The following is a 17648-nucleotide window of genomic DNA, read 5'->3' as shown; positions in this document are numbered from 1 at the left end:
CTCCCTTCGCCACTACCGCACACATTCTATCTATGCACGACAGCGACTTCCTGGGCTCGCACGGCAGCGGCCGCGCGACGCAGCGGCTCCCCGGGTTGGAATCGAACCAACGTCGCTAATCCTGATTCAAAGTCAGGCGGCCCCTGCCAGCAGAGCAACCGGGGAATGCCGACCCACCTATGGCGGGCCGTGCATCAGGGTAGACGAGAGCGCGCGAACGGCGACAACCGGCAAACCGGCGGGCCGGGCCGAAGACACCCCCGTTGCGCCCTCGTGGCATCCGCGACAATGGACCCATGAGCACCGGCAGCCGATCGCGCATGTCCGCCCACGACCGCCGTGAGCAGCTCATCCGTGTCGGCCAGGAGGTCTTCGCCGAGCAGGGCGTCCAGGGCGTCTCGGTGGAGGAGGTCGCCAAGCTCGCCGGTGTCACCAAACCGGTGATCTACGAGCACTTCGGCGGCAAGGCCGGGCTGTATGCCGTGATCGTCGAGCGAGCGATCCAGGATCTACTGCGCCAGATCTCGGTCTCACTGGCGGAGGGCGGCGGTTCCCGGCAGATCCTGGAGCGCACGGCGTGGGCGCTGCTCACCTACATCGAGCAGTCGCCGTCGGCCTTCCGGATCCTGGTGCGGGACTCACCGTCCTGGCACGGCAGCGGCTCCATCGCCAGCCTGATGTCGGATGTTGCCGTGCAGGTCGAGGGCATCCTCGGCGAGGAGTTTCGGCGGCAGCGGCTCGACACCAAACCCGTGCCGATCTATGCACAGATGCTGATCGGCATGATCGCCCTGACCGGCGAGTGGTGGCTGGAGAGCGGGCGCGCGTTCAAGAAGGAGTTTGTCGCGGCTCACATGGTCAACCTGGCGTGGAACGGGCTGACCAGTCTCGAGGCCAAACCCAAGCTGACCGCCATCGACTCACGCAAGTAGTTCAGGCCTGCCGCAGCTCGACCCGGTTGCCGACCGGATCGTCCGTATGAAATCGGCGCACGCCCTCGATGCTGTCGTCCCAGCGCACCGCGCCGCCGGCCGCCGACACCGCGGCGGCGACCGCGTCGACATCGGCGACGAGTAGGCAGGGATGCGCCTTCTTCGCCGGCGCAAAACCCTCCTCGACGCCCAGGTGCAGCTGCTGGGCGCCGACCTCGAACCAACACCCGCCGCGCACCGCGAGCGCGGGCGGCTTCGGGATCTCCGGCAGCCCCAGCACGCGGCCGTAGAAGCCTCGCAGCGACTTCTCGCTGCCGGCCGGGCAGGCCACCTGCACGTGATGCAGCCCTTGCACGCCGTTGGCTCGGTCACGGCATCCGTCACCCGGTTTCGACGCGGTCTCGCGTTTCGCGCTCGACCGGCTCAACCCGCCGGGGGTGGCCTTGCGGCCGACTGCGAAGATGCGCCGGAAAGGGAACGGCGTGCCGTAGGACTGGCGCGGGTAGGCGTCATCCAGCCTCTGGGCGAGCTGGTCCAGGAATGCGGCACGCTCGGCGCCATCGAGCAGATCCAGCAGCGGCCGCAGCGCAGTCCCCTTCACCCACTCGAGGACCGGGCACTCCTGCTGTGCCTGCGGATCCAGCACCTGCAGGTAGGTCGTCTCCCACACGTCGAGGCCGGGGCATGCGGCGGCGAGCACCTCGGCATACTCCAGCGGATCGCCGACCGGGCGAGCGTGCCGCAGTGCCGCGGTCAGCTCGTCGCCACGAGGCTGGCCGGCGGCGACCTCGCGGATGATGCAATGAGATGGCGCGTCGAAGTTGCCAGGCACCTGCATCGCGAAGACACCGCCGGCTGCGAGCGCGGCGACCCACCGCGAGATGAGGTCGAGATGACCGGGCACCCACTGCAAGGTGGCATTGGTGACGATGACGTCCGGAGCCCCGACTCCGGCGGGGTCCCAGCGGCTGACGTCCTCCTGCACCCACTCGACGCGCGCTTCGGTGTCGACCGCTCGCGCACGGTCGAGCATCTGCGCGGACGAGTCGACGCCGATCACCCGGGCCTGCGGCCAGCGCTTCACCAGGTCGAGGGTCGCCAGACCGTTGCCGCAGCCGAGGTCGACCACCAGTCGCGGGTCCTCGAGGTCGATCCGGGCGAGCAGGTCGCGAAACGGGCGATGCCGCTGCTCGGCAAAGCGTTCGTACTGCGTCGGGTCCCAGCTGGGCATCGTGACTCCTTCGTGAGGCGACCGCGCCGTTGCGATCTCTCGACTTCAAGGTACGCGCATTTATCTCGATGCCAAGATACTTGATGTCGACTATAGTTGGCGCATGGTGCAGCAGCCGCGAGACGAAGTGGACCACATCGTCGACGCCTGGCGCCGCGAGCGCCCCGACCTGGATGTTGCACCGCTGCAGGTGCTCTCGCGCATCTCTCGGATTGCCCGGCTGCTCGACCAGGCGCGCGGCCAGGCCTTCTCGAAGCACCACCTGGACGGGTGGGAGTTCGACGTCCTGTCGGCGCTACGCCGCACCAGCGCGCCCTACGAACTGTCGCCGGGTGCTCTGATGCAGCAGACGCTCGTGACCAGCGGCACCATGACCAACCGAGTCGACCGGCTGGCGGCTCGAGGCTTCGTGGAACGCCGACCGGCGCCCAACGACCGGCGCGGAGTGCTGGTGCGCCTGACCGACCAAGGCCGCGCGGCGGTCGATGCCGCGATGGCCGACCTGCTCGAGCACGAGCGCGCGCTGCTCACCGCGCTGCCCGGACGGGACCGCGACGGACTGGCCGCCGCCCTGCGCACGCTCCTGTCCGCGGTCGAGACCCCCAAGGGCTGATCGAAGCCCCTGCCCGGCATACGGCACACGGCCTACGAGCCGAATAACCCCACCCAGTTGTGCACTTTGGCGCCAAAGGCGCAGCTGTACAGGTGCGCCTTTGGGGCGAAAGTGCACAACTCGACATCTTTCCTGTCACCACGATCCGCAGAATATTCTGGCAGTCCCGGGGCCGCTAGCCCGATAATTCACTACCAACGCGGATGGCAAAACGCGAGGGGGTGGCCATGGGGGCTCGCTACTCGTAAGCAATGCCGCTGGCTCGGTTCGTCGCCCAATCCCACATTCGGCCTGTGAGGTGAACAGTCATGAACGTCGTCATCGTCAGCGGATACTTCAACCCACTCCACGGCGGCCACCTGGACATGATCGAGTCGGCGGCCCAGCTCGGCGAGCAGTTGATCGTCGTTGTCAACAACGACACCCAACAACGGCTGAAGAAGGGCAAGATCATCCTCGATGAAAGCAACCGGCTACGCCTGATGCGCGCGATCAAAGGCGTTGACAGCGTCGTTCTGGCCATCGATGACGATCCCACGATCGTCAAGACCCTCGAGATGATTGCCCGCCAATACCCGGGCGACAGCCTCACCTTCGCCAACGGCGGCGATCGCAATACCACGACCGCGGTGCCCGAGACCGACGTCTGCGACCACCATCACATCCGGATGGTGTTCGGCACCGGGGGTGCCCACAAGTCCGACTCCTCGACCCGCATCAACCAAGCACTCGGGCACCAGGAGGTCGAGCCGAGCCGGTGAAACGGTGAACCTCCACGTTCCGGCCAGATCAAACCGCGGCCGCCGCGAGGTGACCGAGCGGTTCAGGAAACGCTCGCGTGCGATTCACCTGGTATACAGGTGGATCTGCCACACTTCGGGGTGTGAACGCGACGATCAAGGTGGACTGCGCACGTTGTGGGGCCGTCGAGTTGCCCATGGCTGATGCTCAGCTGGTTCCATTTGGTCCGCGCGGCTCGACGGTAGTGGAGTTCACCTGCCCGGTTTGTGCTCATCTTGGCCGAAAGGAACTCACCGAACGGGCGACCCTGTTGCTTATGCATGCAGGTGTGGGGCTCACGACGGCGTCGGCGGATGGAATACTGGACCCGGACGACTCCTCGTCCGGTGAGCATCGGTAGTGGTGCAGGCTGACTGCGCTTGGTGCTGCTCAGACATACCCTTGCTGCCGAGGTCACTCCCGCCCACTCTTGGAGCGGACGCGCAAGATCACCCAGCCGGCCGCGAGGCCGGTCCCGCCAAGAAGTGACCAGCCCGCTGCCCAACCCGTCCAGCGCATCGACCTGGGTGCCGAGTCGCGGGTCGTGCCCGTGCTGTTCTGGTGAGTGACCACCGTTGCCGTGTGGTGTTCAAGGATGTTCCGCAGCACGTCGATCTCCTGGCTTCCGTACCGCCGCCCAGGCTCGATGTAGGTGTTCTCCGACCACTCATTCCAGCTGATGACGCCCACGGCGTCGGGCCGGCTCGCCATGGCGTCGTTGAAACTACGGGTCAACGTCTGGCCCTTCTCGCGAGGCACAACGCGTTGGTGTCCCAGCGGGCCCCCGTCGAAACCGGCAGCCGCCGGTGCCAACCAGATCCCGTGGTTTCGGTGCACAGCGGTTCCGATGGCATCCAGGCGCTGCTGGGTGTAGGCCGTGCCGGGGTTGGCCGACGACCAGTAGTAGGCATCGCCATCGACCAGGCCGGCAACCTGCTGGTAGTCGTGCACGCTCTTGGCCGACGCCAGTAGGAAGGCACGGTCTCCCAGTGCCTGCCGCACCGAGCGGATGTCCGCGAGCGAGTACTCGTTGATACCGGTCCAGATGATCAGTGGCCGGTCGAAGTATTGCGATCGCAGCTGACTGCCCCACTTGCTGACAAGTAGCACCATGTCCCGACGGACGGTGGCGATGGGCAGCGGGTGCCGCTCGAAGTCGAGGCCCTCATACACGACCCCGACGTCGAAGTGGCGTGGGCCGGCATCGTCCAGAAGCATCTGCAATCGGCGGTTGAGCGTCGGTGTGCTCTTCCACGAGGTGAGGAATCCGTTCAAACCGGCAGCCTGCGCCTGGGTGATCTGGTCGCGGAGGACTTTGGGATCCTCGCTGCTATACCGCCCTGCCAAGGGGTAGTCGATCTTTGCCCGACGCCAGGAGTCCTGGTTGAACCACTGGTAGAAGTAGGCATAGACCGGCGCGTCCGGCTGATGCACACTGGCTGGGCGAGGGCCCGCCGACGCGGCAGCGGCCGCCCCCCAGCCCAGGAGCATGACACCCAGAGCCAGCACCACTCCCACTCGACGCATGATGCCGCTCATGAGGCTTCTCCCTTGGAAGGTCGAGTGGCGCGGTGGGCGAGCCGACGGCCGGCCACGATGAGGGCGGCGGCCAAAAGGCCGATGACGCACGCAATGATCACCAGGTCGAGCAGCGTGATGACCCGAAGGTCTGCGACGCTGCTTCGTGAGACGAGAACGCTGTGGTCGGCGCCGACGACTGCAGCACCAACGACCAGGTGATACGTCCCGCGGACCAGCGACGACAACACGGTGGGCGCACTGTCGCCGACGTCCAGCCGTTGCTGCCGCCCGTCGGGGGACGTCAGCTGCACGGTTGAAGACGTTCGTCGCCCGAGCAGAGCGTCACGCACGGTGATCGACATGTCGTAGACGGACAGGCGGACCCGCCAGAGGTGCTCCGTGCGTGGATCGAAGCGGTGCTGGCCGCTGAACACCGCGTTCGCCCCGGACACCGAGACGGCCTCGATCGAGTAGTCCAGCCGGTCGGTTCGCCACACGTCGTGGGCCCGCTTGGCCACGGACGTCGGCAGCAGCACTGGCCCGGCGAGCTCCTGCGGGTCGATGGTCAGGCTGTGACCCGCTTGATCGAGACGGACCTGGCCGACCCGGGTCAACGGTATGACGTGCCCTCGGGGATCAACGAAGGTAAAGGTCACCGGGTTGCTGACCTTGAGGGCAAGGAGCAGCCGGCGGTGTCGTGGGGCGTGCGGCGGCAGCTTGCTGACGTGCAGCAGCTCGACACTCGACTCGCCGGCCTGCGGGGTCGCCAGCTTCAGCCCCGAGGACACGGAGTTGAGGTCGGAGGTGCTGGCGCTGCCTCGTCCGTTCGCACCGGTGGTGAGGGTGTGCCCCCCAACGACCACCATGACTCCTGGGGTTGCCGGCACGGTGTCCACCTCGACAGTTCCGGCGACCGGCGCGAGCTGGACCGTCCATAGAGAGTGGCTGAAGGGGTCGAACCGGGGAGAACTCGTGGTCACGGCGGCTCCGCTGCGCGTGGTCACACGGTCCACCGACCAGGTAACCGTCTGCGACGTGAGTACGCCCGCCTGAAGGACCGCGCGCCGCGACAGCAGGTCCACGGTCGCACCCGGACGTGGGTCGACCGTCAAGACCTTGCCGCTGAGCGAGTGGAGACGCAGCCCGGAGACATCGCCGGCCGCAATCCCGCTTCGACCGGAAGCCACGGCCAGCCTGACGACGGAACTGATCTGCAGTCCGACGTCCAACCTGCTGGTGTGGCGCTCCGCATGCGGTTGTGGACTGACGCGCGACAGTGCCACGGTCGTCCGGCCGTCGACCCGAGTGCCGGCCAGGACGACGCGCTGCGCGATGTGGTTGATGCTCGACACCTTCACCCGGGCGCTCCCATCCGAGCCCGTCGTTACCCGGATGCCGGCGACGCTCAACCGCACGCCGGCGAGAGCCGGAACGGTCTGGACATACACCGTTCCGGCGGCCCCCGGACCGGATACGGCCGCCATACCGACGGGTGCGACGAGAACGAGGGTCGCCACCGTGGCAACAGCAACCGCGGCGTGCAGCACGCGACGGACACGTCCCGACACGCTCCGAAACCAGGAGCTTTCACGCGTCATCTTGGCGCCCTCCCTCGATGGTTTCTCGCGCCGACCCCGATGGCCACCGCCGAAAGACGACGAAGGAGAAGCAGACCAGCGCCGCGAGTAACGCGCAGAGATAGCCGATGTAGAGCACGGATCGACCCGGCTGCTGAACGGGAGGCCTGCTCGGCGCAACACCGACGAGCGTCGGCCTCGCAGGATCCGCATGGAAAGAGAACAGCGGTAGCAGGCTTGCGGCATCCCAGTCGCGGCTGGTCAGCGGTTTCAGTGACCAGTTCTGCTCAATGAGCTTGAGGATCGCGGCGCTGTCGTAGGTGGTGCCGTTCACGGTGCCCGCCGAGACGTAAGGGCTCAGCAGGACGGTTGGCACGCGAAGGCCAACCCGTGTCCCCCCGATCGTCGGCGGCGGGACGTGGTCATACCACCCGCCGGAGGTGGCGTACGTCAGGAAGAAGGCGGACTGCTGCCATGCCGAGCTGCTCAGCAGCCCGTTGACCACACTTCCCACGAGCCGCTGGTCGATGCTCGGATTGCGAGGTGCCAGCTCGGTATGCTGCGTGCTGACGATGAAGGACACGGCCGGCAGACGTCCTCTGGCGAGATCATCGTAGTAACGGCTCAGATCCACGACATGGGCACGCAACGACGGGCTCGCGACGAACCCCGACGTCGCCAGGGCGGGCACTCGGGCCACTTGGCCCGTGCTGCGCTGCTGCGCGGAGCGAGCGGCGCCGATCGTTAGATCCGGTTGGTAGTTCTCCACGTAGATGCGCCACGAAACTCCCGCGTCTTCGAGCCGATCGAAGATCAGGGGGACATCACCCCATCCCTTGGCGGGGACCTGCTGGACGTCGGCCGGGGAGGTCGCGGCAACGCCGAACAGGTCGTTCGCGACTGCCGAGCCGGGCACGGCAGCAAACCACTTGTCGAACACGACGCCGCGATCGGCCACGCCGGTCAGGACCGGAAGCTGCTGGGCAGGGTAGTAACCCATCGCCACCCGCCCGCTGGAACCGTGAACGGCCTGCGCGCGAACGAATCCGTCCATGCGTCCACTGTCGACGGACTCCGTCTGGGCGGCGGCCGTTCCGCGCAGTTTTGCGTGCGGCGAGCCACTTACCGGATGCGGCGGCACGCACGGTCCTGGCTCGCCGCGCGGTGCGGGGAGGCAGGTGCCCGCCGGCAGCCCGTCGACACCAGCCCGGTGGCCGAAGTAGTTGTCGAAGCTGTGCCCCTCCTGGCTCATCACCACGATGTGGCGCAACGGCGTGGACGCGGTGCCCTGCGCTGCCGGCTGCCGCGAAGGTGTTGCGCTGCGCGCCTGCGCGACTGCGGAACTGAGCGCGAGGGTGAGCAGCAAGATCGAGGCACTCCGTACCATCCGCCTCATGACGACACCTGGTAGATCACAATGAGGCGATGCCCTTGGGAGTCGCGCTCGACGTCCACGGGGACGCCATGGAATCGCCGAACGAGATCGAGCGCCCGCCCGGAGAAGTGCGTCGAGCGGCGGGCGGAGTAGGTGTCCCAGACGATGTACTGGTACTGCCCTCGGCGCAGTGCCAGATCCGCATTCGCAATGGGCGTATAGGACGGGTTGCGGTGAAGCGGGTTCGGGCTCACCGAGAGACCGTCTGAGCGCCGGCCACCGTAGTACTGGATGATGTTCGCCATCGATGGGCCGATCGTCATGAACTGAGCACCCGGCGGGGCATGGTTCGCCACCCAGCGCCCCGCCTCGCGGCCCCCCGGTATCCCCCCGGCGCCCGCCAGGCCGGAGGTTGTCGGCGAGACGATGCCATCCATGGAGGGCACGAGCAGGGAGATGACACAGGCACCGGCGAGCCCGGCGACCAGCGCCCGCCGCCACCAGTGACCGTCCCCCGCCAGTCGAACGAGAGCGACGGCGGCAAGCACCGCGACCACTGGGGCCAGCGGCAGCAGGTAGGAGAAACCCTTCGTCGGCCAGGCTTCGAAGTAGACAAACGGAACCACGAGCCAGGAAGCCAGCAGGGTCTCGCGCCAGGACCAGCGCCGGTGGAAGATCATCAGGCCCAGCCCTGCGACAGCAAGCAGGACGAAACCCATCGCTGCCCCGACAGCGGTGAAGTAGAAGGTCAGGGTGTGGTTGGGCTCGCGTGCCAGCTGCCACGCGAGGTAGGACTGGCCGCCTCGCGAACCGCCGGAGATGGCCGTCAACAAGGGATAGGCCAGTATGAGAGCTATGGCCAGTCCTGCGCCCGCCGTCGAGTAGCGAAGCGACCTGCGGATCCGGCTGGTGAGTGCCACGAACGCGAATCCTGAGCCGAGCAAAATGATCGCGGGCTCCTTGGACAACGCAGCCAGGCCGAGCAGCGCCCCAGCAGCCAACAACCAGAGGCCATCTCGTCGCCGAGCGGCAATCGCTACACACACCAGTGCCCCCGTCGCGAAGAAGGTCATCGGCCCGTCGAGCATGATCTGCCGGCTCAACACGACGTGGTAGGGCATGACCGCGAGCAGCAGGGCCGCGAGCGCTCCGACCCGAGCGTTGAAGAGGATGCGCCCGAGGAGGTAGGTGAGGGCCAGGGTGCCAACCCCGAAGGCAGCGGCAACATACCGTCCGGGCACATCGGGGACTCCATGCCGATAGAGCGGAGAGAGGAGCATCTGGAACAGCAGCGGGTGCGCACGGACGATCGGAAAGAGTGAGCTGAAGTGCGGGTTGCCCGCCAACGATCCGGCTTGCGCGGCATACACCGCCTCATCGCTGTTCAACCCGACGCTGCCGAGCGCCGTGAAACGCAGCGCCGATCCGACCACGAGCGCCAACGCCAGCAGGCCGGAAGCAACCGGGTCTCTCGAGGCGGCTACGCCCGCGGGCAGGTGCCGACGTGCTCGAATCATCAGCCGCGACACAGATGTCCGCGTTCTGGTGGGCTCATCCACGAGCGAGGTCACCATGCGCTGTCCACGCCCCTCAGGGAGTGCCAAGCCGGTTGGTGGCGAAGGCCGCATCGTCGAACACGACGTCGTAACTGCGGCCGGTCTGGGTCTCGCCGATCTGCATCGCCCCCACAGGTGTGCTGCCGGTGTCGGTGGCGGTGTTGGACAAGGCGTCGACCAGAGTCCCGTCCAGCCAGACCTGCACCACCCCGGTCGGCGTCCCAGGCGCGGAGTCCACGGCAAGGCGGAGTTGAAGCGAGTGCCAGCCGGGCGAGACGAACAGTCCGCTGGTTGTCGTCGTCTTGGTCGCGTCGGTGAGCACACCGAGCCTCCCGGTGCTGCTGACAAATACGTAGCCCAGTGAGGCACCGCTCGCAGTGCGCAGTCGCAGCAGGTTGACCTGCGCGGACTGGGACAGCACGTTGAAGGACACTGCGGCGTAGGCATCCGGGTAGGTCGACGGCAACGTCTTCTTGGCGTACGTCGCACCGTTGGTGGTGTTCCCTTCAGCCGCATAGGCGCCGCTGTGCACGACGACGCCCTCGACGCTCAACCCGCCGGTGCTGTTCCACGCGGACAGGTTCCCGGACTCAAACCCGTCAGCGAAGAGCGGAACGGTCGGCTGAGGGGTCGTCACCGTCACCGGGTCGCTCGTCGGCGACTCGTTGCCGACCGCGTCCACGGCGGTGACCGTATACGTGTAGTCCGTCGCCGGCTGGGCCGTGTCGTCGGCGTACGTGGTGTCCGGTGCACGGACCGTCCCGACGAGCGACCCGTCTCGGTAGATGCGGTATCCGGTGACTCCGACATCGTCGGTCGACGCACTCCAGGCCAGGTCGACCTCGGAGGCGGACGGGGCCGATGCGGTCAACGCGGTCGGGGCGGTCGGCGGTGACGAGTCCACCGACCAGGTCTGACTCGCCGCGCTCGGGTCGGGTACGCCGTCGTCGGTCGCGGCGACGGTGAAGGTGTGCGTCCCGGACGCCAGTCCGGTGTAGTTGACCGGGCTGGTGCACGTGCTGGCCGCGCCGCCGTCGAGCGTGCAGGCGAAGGTCGCGCCCGCGCTGCTGGCGTGGAAGGTGAACGTGGCCGAGCTGCTTGCGGTGGCGGGCGGTGGCCCGCTGTCGATCCAGGTGTCGACCGGAACGTTGAACTGATAGGTCTGCACGTCGAAGGTCTGTCCGAGCGAGTTGGTCGGTGCAACCGTGACCTGTGAGCCCGAGACGGTGACCTTGAGGAAGTGATAGACGTCCGACGCGGAGGTTGGCGGCGACGCGGCCCCGCATGCGGATCCCCGAAGCTTCGTCGGAGACCAGCCCACTGCATACGCATCCAGTGCTGTGCACGGGCCCACTGGCTCGGGAGTGCCGCCACCACCTCCCGTCACGTAGGTCACCGGCATACCCACGGCGCTGGGCAGGTTGCGCTCGTAGAGATGAGCATGCCCGTTGAAGACCATTTGCACTCCGTAACCTGCCAGCAGGCCCTCAAGATTGTTCGGGCCGCTCAGGTACGTGTCGGACGCTTCGCTCGGGTTGTCGACATAGAGGGGGTAGTGGAAGAACGCGAACTTCAGCTGGGTGGGGTGCGCCGCAAGATCGGCCAGCAACCACTCGTACTCCGGGTCCCCGGGCGCCCAGTGCGCGGCGGCGTCAGCGGCATACGGTGTCGCATCCCCGGCGTTGGTGTCTCCCCAGGCCGCGTCCAAGACGTAGAACCGCGCGTTTCCCGCGGTGAAGGCATACCACTCGCTGGCGTAGTGCGTCGATCGTGTCCCGTTGACGCAGCAGTACACGTCGTCCTGGTAGCGGCCGCCGGACTCCGCCACGGCGGTGTTCTGGGTCCAGGTGGTGATGTCGGTGTGTGCGACCCCGGAGAGGCCATGGTTGCCCGCCGCGGTGAAGATCGGGGTGGTCAGTCCTGGCACGGTCCAAAACTGCGGACCGAATACGGCGCTCGTATTTGCGCCGCTCTGCTGCAGGTCCCCGTAGTTGATCTGGCTCCCGTTCGGATAGCCGTTGTCGCCCACGGTCACCAGAAACCGCGCGTTGCTGGCAGCGATCTGCTGCATCACCGCGGCCTGGCCGGGGTTCTGGCCGGTGGCATCAACACTGCCCCAGTCGCCCATCACGTCGAAGGAGAACGGGGTCGTGTCTCCGGGTTGCTGCTGGGTGGTGAACTGCGGAGACGACACACCGGCCAGTAGGTCGGTGTTCCCCAGATAGGCCCGGTAGCAGTAGGTCCCGGGGCTGGGCAGGGTGACCTCGGAGGTCCACTGATACTCACTCACTGTGCCGACCGTGACCGTCCGCCGGCTTGCCGGCACAGACTGGTTCGGGGTGCAACCTCCGCCGGTCACCGCCCCGACGGTCACGTTGGCGGACTGCCCGGACTGGTCCGTCGCGAAGTTGACCGCCACGTGCAGCCCCACCAGATCGGTGAGGTACGGCGCCCGCGTCAGGTGTGCATCGAACGCGCTGCTCGCGGCGGACCCACTGGACATGCCGGAAGCCTCTGCGGGCATAACGGCACCGGCGACCATCAGGACGACCGCTGCCGCTGCTGCGGCAACCCAGGACCTCATCAGTGTGTGTTCCCATCCGACTGCGCCCCCCGGGTGGCTATTCAGTCCCGTCGACCACGCGGTCCGTGTCAGTGGCGCCGATCAGGGACGGAATGTGATCGGCCCAGGTGAAGTCGGGGGTGGCAAGCCGTCGGGCCCGAACACCGCTGACTGCCTGGGTCAAGATCGCGCGTTCCCGGACGCGCAACTGGTCGTAACCTTGCCCATCGATCACCAAGGCGGGCGCGAAGTACCGGAAGGGTGGGAACCCATAGGCGTCATCGGTGTTGTCGATCAGTTCGTCGATCAACGTGTCGGGATCGACATCCTCGAGCCCGTAGCTTTGGCGTTCGATGATGAACAGGTCTTTGACGGATACGCTGGTGGATTCCTCGCACCGAACCAGTCGCTGAATCACGTACTTCGGTGGCGGGACCATGTGCTGCGTCAAGGCGTTGAGGGACATGATCGGCACGTTCAGCTCTCCGAGTCGGGCTCCGATGCCTCGTCCGCCCTTGGAGTGCAGTCGGCTTTGAACCCGCAGCCATCGCCACTCGGATGGAGTCAACTCCCCGGCGTCGACGGCCCGCAGAGTGTGCTGGCTGATCGTGAGTGGTTTCGGGAAGCAGAGCGCGGCACCGTCTGCCGACAGGATCGTCATGTCATCCGAAAGGAATCTGGCGCGACTCTCACGCACCAGGCGAAGTACCGTTCCGGTCTTTCCGGTATCGGTCCGCGCTGACAGCAACACCCCCATGCCGTCGAGTTCGAGGCATGCCGAGTGCAGCAGTACCCGATCCCGTGACACGAGCACGAAGCGAAGCAGTGCTTCCACCACGTTCGTGTAGAGCACATGCGGCGAGGTCAGAAGCATGGGGCCCACTGTCACGCAAATGTTTTCGGTCATGTCGACGAGGAAGTCCGCGCCGCGCCGCCCGGAGTGCTCCTCGTACGAGACCGCCGGGATCGCCGCATACTGAGTGACTCGGGCCCGAGTCCGAGCCTGCCGGTTGCCGAAATCACCCCCGCGGATCTCGATGTCACAGGGTCCGTCGTGGTCAGTTGCGAAGTGTTCCAGCTCGCGCAACTGGACCACCGAGGAGAGCGTTACCAACCCGTGGATGTCGTAGTGCCACACGGGCGCGCTTCTGGTCACCCGAACGGACGGGAGCCCGTGATCGCGTAGGTCGACCACCAAGTCGGTGGGGCCGCTACGGCACGGCGCAGAAGATTCTTCGATGCTGACCGGACGGTGGTCGGTTGGGGTAACGCCCTGACGGCGCGATGTAATGGACATGTCTCTCCTTGAACTAAATAGATAGAGGTCGGCGACCAGGAAGCGCAAGGCAAAAGCGGCCAGGAGCGTCATCACATTGGCCGCGATGTAGTGAACGCCCAGGCTACGAATCAGCCAGTACAAGAGCGGTAGTCGCAGCAGCAGCACGGCGTTGTTGACAAGGGCGAAACCGACAAAGCGCTGCCACCAGGGACGCGCCTTGTGACCGCGGAACACCAGACCGTCGGTCAAGGCGAAGTTCCAAATGGTCGACACCTCCGTTGCCAGGACGGCCGCCCACAGCAACCCGACACCCAACCCCGCGACGAAGAACCACAACGCCACGCTGTTGACGAGCAGTCCAGACGCCCCCACCGCAGCAAACCCGACGACCGTTGCCGCCCGTGCGCTGTGCCGGCCCAGGATGGTCGCGAGACGCAGGCCGCTCAACCGGTGCAGGAAGACCACGCCTTCCCGCCAGGACGCCTTGCTGTTGCCGCTGTGCCGCTCAGCGAAGGTGAAGGGCTGCTCCGCGATCCGCAACCGCTTGGAGCGCGCCACGATCTCGAGCAGGATCTTGAACCCCTGCGGGCGCAGCCGATCAAGATCCACGGACGCCAACCGGATTGCGAAGAATCCGCTCATTGGATCACTGCACTGCCGCAGCTTTCGAGGAAACACGGCCTTGCTCAAACTCGTCGCACTGCGCGATACCACCACCCGGGCACGGTCGGACAGGCCCTCGGCAGTGCCATTCCCGATGTACCTACTGGCCACTGCCAGGTCCGCCTCTGTGCGTACTGCCTCGGCGAGAAGGGCTGGTGCCACCTCTGGCGGGTGCTGGAGGTCACCATCCATGACCACGGCCCATTCGGCGCCCCGATCGGCGGCGTCCCGTAGTCCGGCCAAGACGGCGGCGCCGAGCCCCCCACCGCGCTCACCGGGCTCCCGGTGGATCAGCCGCACGGGAACGACGGCGCGGGACGCCACCTTCGAGATCACCACCGGTGTCTCGTCGTCACTGTCATCGACGAAGAGGACCTGCACCTGACCGCACCCGAACGCTGCGCTCAGTCTCGCGACCAGCGGCTCGACGTTGTGGGCCTCGTTGCGGGTCGGGATGATCACGCACGGAACGCTGGTCGGTGCCCTAGGCGGATCCCACGCCTCGGCGCGGCGAGAAACGAGGTCATCTTCGACGCTGTCCATGCACAGCCCCCAACTCAATAAGGCGCCACCGACGACCAGAAGCGCCCCTCCCACGAGCGTTAATGTCCATAAAGAGTAGGGCTGCGCCATCGGCAACTGACGGTAATTGTGATAGACGCCACGTTCAGGTGAATCTCAGCTTTCGCGGTATGGGTCGTTGCATTACCGGGTATCATCCCGGAACCGAGGTGACCCAAACCCGCCCTGCCCAGCTTCGCCCGGGTAGCGCGCACCGCCAGTCAACTCAACCAAAACAGAGAGGACACAGCCGTGGACGTGCCAAAGAACCTTCGCGTTCTTGCATTCGACCTGGACGACACCTTGGCGGAGTCGAAGTGCCCCATCTCCCCCCAGATGGGGTCGGCTCTCTCGGACCTCCTCGGGCAGGTCCAGGTTCTGATCATTTCCGGCGGGACATACAACCAGTTCGAGACACAGGTTGTCGAGCACCTTCCCCGATCCGCAGATCTGTCGAACCTGCATCTCATGCCGACCTGCGGCACGCGCTACCTGCGCTGGGACCCGGCACATGGCTGGACCGAGCAGTACTCTCACGACCTCGAGCCTGGGCAGCGGCGCACCGTCGCCAAGGTGCTCGAGCAGGAGGCCCGTGCGCTGGGAGTGTGGGAACCGCAGGAGAACGTCTTCGGGCCGCGCATCGAGGATCGCGGGTCGCAGATGACGTTCTCCGGGCTTGGGCAGTCGGCACCAACCGGCCTGAAAAAGCTCTGGGACCCCGGTGGCGACAAGCGGGACAGGCTTCGGGTCGCGGTGCAGCGCCTACTGCCCGACCTTGAGGTGCGATCGGGAGGATCCACCTCGATCGACATCACCCGGAAGGGCATCGACAAGTCCCACGGCTTGCAGATGCTCAGCCAGGTGCTCGGGATCGAGCTGTCCGCAATGCATTTCGTCGGGGACCGGCTCGACCCCGGCGGGAACGACTACCCGGTCAAGGCGCTGGGGGTCTCCACGTTCCAGGTGGAGAACGCGCAGGCCTGCCTGCAATACGTGCGTGCCATCCTCGACCGACTGACATTGGGTGCCCACCCGAGGAACGGATCGAAACCGCTGCCCGGCACACGAGGCGAATATCCCCCCACCGAGTTGTGCACTTTCGCTCCAAAGGCGCAGCCCTAGGTGCGCCTTTGTTTGGAGCGAAAGTGCACAACTCGCTGGGGCTACTCGACGATCTCCGCGGCCGCCATCCACTGCTCCTCGAGGCCCGCACGCTCCGCGTGCACCTGTCGCAGCGCCGCGTCCAGCCGGGTGGCCTCTGCGTGGTCGGCGCCCGCCGCGACCAGCTGCGTGTGGAGCTTCTCCTCGCGCTCGGCCAGTCTCGCCAGGCCACGCTCGGCCCGCGCCATGTCCTTGCGCGCGGCCCGCAGCTGCGCCGGGCCGTATGCCGCACCACCGGCCGCCGTCTCCGGCTCGGCCGCACGCGGCGCCGGGTCGGGCTCCGGACGGGCGCCGGCTGGCGCCGCGTGCCGCAGCTCGAGATACTGCTCGACTCCCCCGGGCAGGTCCCGGATTCGCCCATCACCCAACAGCGCGATCTGCCGGTCGCACATGCGCTCCAGCAGATACCGGTCGTGCGAAACAACGACCAGCGAGCCGGCCCACCCGTCGAGCACATCCTCCAGCGAGGTCAGCGTCTCGATGTCCAGGTCGTTGGTCGGCTCGTCCAGCAGCAGCACGTTCGGTTCGGCCATCAGCAGCCGCAGGAACTGCAGCCGCCGCCGTTCGCCACCGGAGAGGTCGCTGACCCTGGTCTGCTGCCGCGGTCCGGAGAAGCCCAGCCGCTTGGCCAGAGTGCTTGCGCTGACCTCCTTGCCGTCCAGCATCGTGAACGACTTCACCTGCGTCACGGCGTCGATGACGCGCATGCCGGCAACCTGCTCCAGCTCGCGCACCTCCTGGCTGAGGAAGGCGATCTGCACGGTGCTGCCCTGCTTGCGCTTGCCCGCGCTGAGCTCCTGCGTGCCTTCGAGGGCGCGCAGCAGCGTCGACTTCCCGGCGCCGTTGACACCGACGATCCCGGTCCGCTCCCCCGGCGCAAGCCGCCAGGTCTGCCGGTCAATGATGCGCCGGTCGCCGAGGGTGACCGACGCGTCGATCAGGTCGACGACGTCCTTGCCCAGCCGGGTGGTGGCAAAGCGCATCAGCTCCACACCGTCCCGCGGCTCCGGCTCGCCCTTGATCAGCTCGTTCGCCGCATCGATGCGAAACTTCGGCTTGCTGGTGCGGGCCGGCGGCCCACGGCGCAGCCACGCCAGCTCCTTGCGCAGCAGGTTGCTGCGCCGTTCCTCGGTGACGGCCGCGACCCGCGCACGCTCGTTCTTGGCCAGGATGTAGGCCGCGTAGCCGCCTTCGTACTGCTCGATCTTGCCGTCGATGACCTCCCACGTCATCGTCGCGATGGCGTCGAGGAACCACCGGTCGTGGGTGATCGCGACGAACGCGTTGTCGCCGCGCGAACGGCGCTGCACCAGGTGGTCGGCCAGCCACTGCACGCCCTCGACGTCCAGGTGGTTGGTCGGCTCGTCCAGCAGCAGCAGCCCCGGGTCATCGACCAGCAGCCGGGCCAGCGCAACCCGGCGCCGCTCGCCACCCGACATCGGCCCGACCAGGGCGTCCGGACCACCCACCCCGCCGAGCGAGACGCCACCCAGCAGGCCGTCCAGGACGTCCCGCACGCGGGGGTCACCGGCCCACTGGTGCTCCGGCCGGTCGCCCAGCACCGCCTCCCGGACGGTCGACTGCGGCGGTATGCGGTCCTCCTGGCTCAGCAGCCCGATGGTCAGGCCCCCGACCCTGGTCACCCGCCCCGAGTCCACCGGCTGGTCACCCTGAAGCACGCGCATGACGGTCGACTTGCCGCCGCCGTTGCGACCCACCACGCCGATGCGATCGCCACCACCGACACCGAACGAGACGTCATCGATCAGCTGTGATGTACCGAGGGCGAGCGAAATACACTCAGCAGCAAGCAGGTTGGCCATAGCTCCAAAGACA

General features: G+C 66.9%; 13 protein-coding genes and 1 tRNA gene. 5 read left to right on the top strand and 9 right to left on the bottom strand.

The window, feature by feature from the left end; all coding sequences use genetic code 11:
- Positions 1-86 precede the first annotated feature (86 nt).
- Positions 87-165 (bottom strand) — tRNA-Gln (locus FGL98_RS02490).
- A gap of 131 nt (positions 166-296) precedes the next feature.
- Between FGL98_RS02490 and FGL98_RS02485 the strand changes: the two genes are divergently transcribed.
- Positions 297-932: a TetR/AcrR family transcriptional regulator gene (locus tag FGL98_RS02485; protein WP_246136333.1), complete on the top strand. Its 636-nt coding sequence runs from the start codon at positions 297-299 to the stop codon at positions 930-932.
- Position 933: 1 nt separating this feature from the next.
- Here the strand turns inward: FGL98_RS02485 and FGL98_RS26875 are convergent, their stop codons facing one another.
- Positions 934-2163, bottom strand: a complete 1230-nt coding sequence (locus FGL98_RS26875) for a methyltransferase domain-containing protein (RefSeq protein WP_146315072.1) — start codon at positions 2161-2163, stop codon at positions 934-936.
- 103 nt (positions 2164-2266) lie between these two features.
- Between FGL98_RS26875 and FGL98_RS02475 the strand changes: the two genes are divergently transcribed.
- The 3 genes from FGL98_RS02475 to FGL98_RS02465 all read left to right on the top strand — a co-directional run bounded on the left by FGL98_RS02475 (position 2267) and on the right by FGL98_RS02465 (position 3917).
- On the top strand, positions 2267-2776 hold the full coding sequence (locus FGL98_RS02475) for a MarR family winged helix-turn-helix transcriptional regulator (protein ID WP_146315071.1): 510 nt from the start codon (positions 2267-2269) through the stop codon (positions 2774-2776).
- A 308-nt stretch (positions 2777-3084) separates the two neighbouring features.
- On the top strand, positions 3085-3537 hold the full coding sequence (locus FGL98_RS02470; RefSeq protein ID WP_146315070.1) for an adenylyltransferase/cytidyltransferase family protein: 453 nt from the start codon (positions 3085-3087) through the stop codon (positions 3535-3537).
- 122 nt (positions 3538-3659) lie between these two features.
- Positions 3660-3917, top strand: a complete 258-nt coding sequence (locus FGL98_RS02465) for a hypothetical protein (protein ID WP_146315069.1) — start codon at positions 3660-3662, stop codon at positions 3915-3917.
- A gap of 53 nt (positions 3918-3970) precedes the next feature.
- On the opposite strand, the gene FGL98_RS02460 is transcribed toward FGL98_RS02465, so the two are convergent.
- From FGL98_RS02460 to FGL98_RS02435, 6 genes are read right to left on the bottom strand one after another with little or no spacing between them, the layout of a single operon-like run.
- Positions 3971-5095: a glycoside hydrolase family 71/99 protein gene (locus tag FGL98_RS02460; RefSeq protein ID WP_146315068.1), complete on the bottom strand. Its 1125-nt coding sequence runs from the start codon at positions 5093-5095 to the stop codon at positions 3971-3973.
- Complete coding sequence (locus FGL98_RS02455; RefSeq protein ID WP_146315067.1) at positions 5092-6675, bottom strand: hypothetical protein; 1584 nt, start codon at positions 6673-6675, stop codon at positions 5092-5094. The genes FGL98_RS02460 and FGL98_RS02455 overlap by 4 nt, the downstream gene beginning before the upstream one ends.
- Entirely contained in the window at positions 6665-8050 is a 1386-nt protein-coding gene (locus FGL98_RS02450; RefSeq protein WP_146315066.1) for an alkaline phosphatase family protein, read from the bottom strand. The genes FGL98_RS02455 and FGL98_RS02450 overlap by 11 nt, the downstream gene beginning before the upstream one ends.
- The gene (locus FGL98_RS02445) at positions 8047-9603 is read right to left on the bottom strand and encodes an ArnT family glycosyltransferase (RefSeq protein WP_186525932.1); all 1557 of its coding nucleotides are present in this window, start codon (positions 9601-9603) and stop codon (positions 8047-8049) included. Before FGL98_RS02445 ends, FGL98_RS02450 begins: the two co-directional genes overlap by 4 nt.
- A 16-nt stretch (positions 9604-9619) precedes the next feature.
- Positions 9620-12169 (bottom strand): fibronectin type III domain-containing protein, encoded by a 2550-nt coding sequence (locus tag FGL98_RS02440; protein WP_146315064.1) that lies wholly within the window; start codon positions 12167-12169, stop codon positions 9620-9622.
- A gap of 37 nt (positions 12170-12206) precedes the next feature.
- Positions 12207-14552, bottom strand: a complete 2346-nt coding sequence (locus FGL98_RS02435; RefSeq protein ID WP_186525931.1) for a GtrA family protein — start codon at positions 14550-14552, stop codon at positions 12207-12209.
- Between the two features lie 351 nt (positions 14553-14903).
- Here FGL98_RS02435 and FGL98_RS02430 point away from each other — a divergent pair, with 351 nt between their 5' ends.
- Positions 14904-15773: an HAD-IIB family hydrolase gene (locus FGL98_RS02430; protein WP_146315062.1), complete on the top strand. Its 870-nt coding sequence runs from the start codon at positions 14904-14906 to the stop codon at positions 15771-15773.
- A gap of 41 nt (positions 15774-15814) precedes the next feature.
- On the opposite strand, the gene FGL98_RS02425 is transcribed toward FGL98_RS02430, so the two are convergent.
- Entirely contained in the window at positions 15815-17635 is a 1821-nt protein-coding gene (locus FGL98_RS02425; RefSeq protein ID WP_146315061.1) for an ABC-F family ATP-binding cassette domain-containing protein, read from the bottom strand.
- Positions 17636-17648: the final 13 nt, after the last annotated feature.

The sequence above is a fragment of the Leekyejoonella antrihumi genome (assembly GCF_007845645.1).
Taxonomy (GTDB): Bacteria; Actinomycetota; Actinomycetes; order Actinomycetales; family Dermatophilaceae; genus Leekyejoonella; species Leekyejoonella antrihumi.
This window is presented reverse-complemented; position numbering and strand designations above follow the sequence as displayed.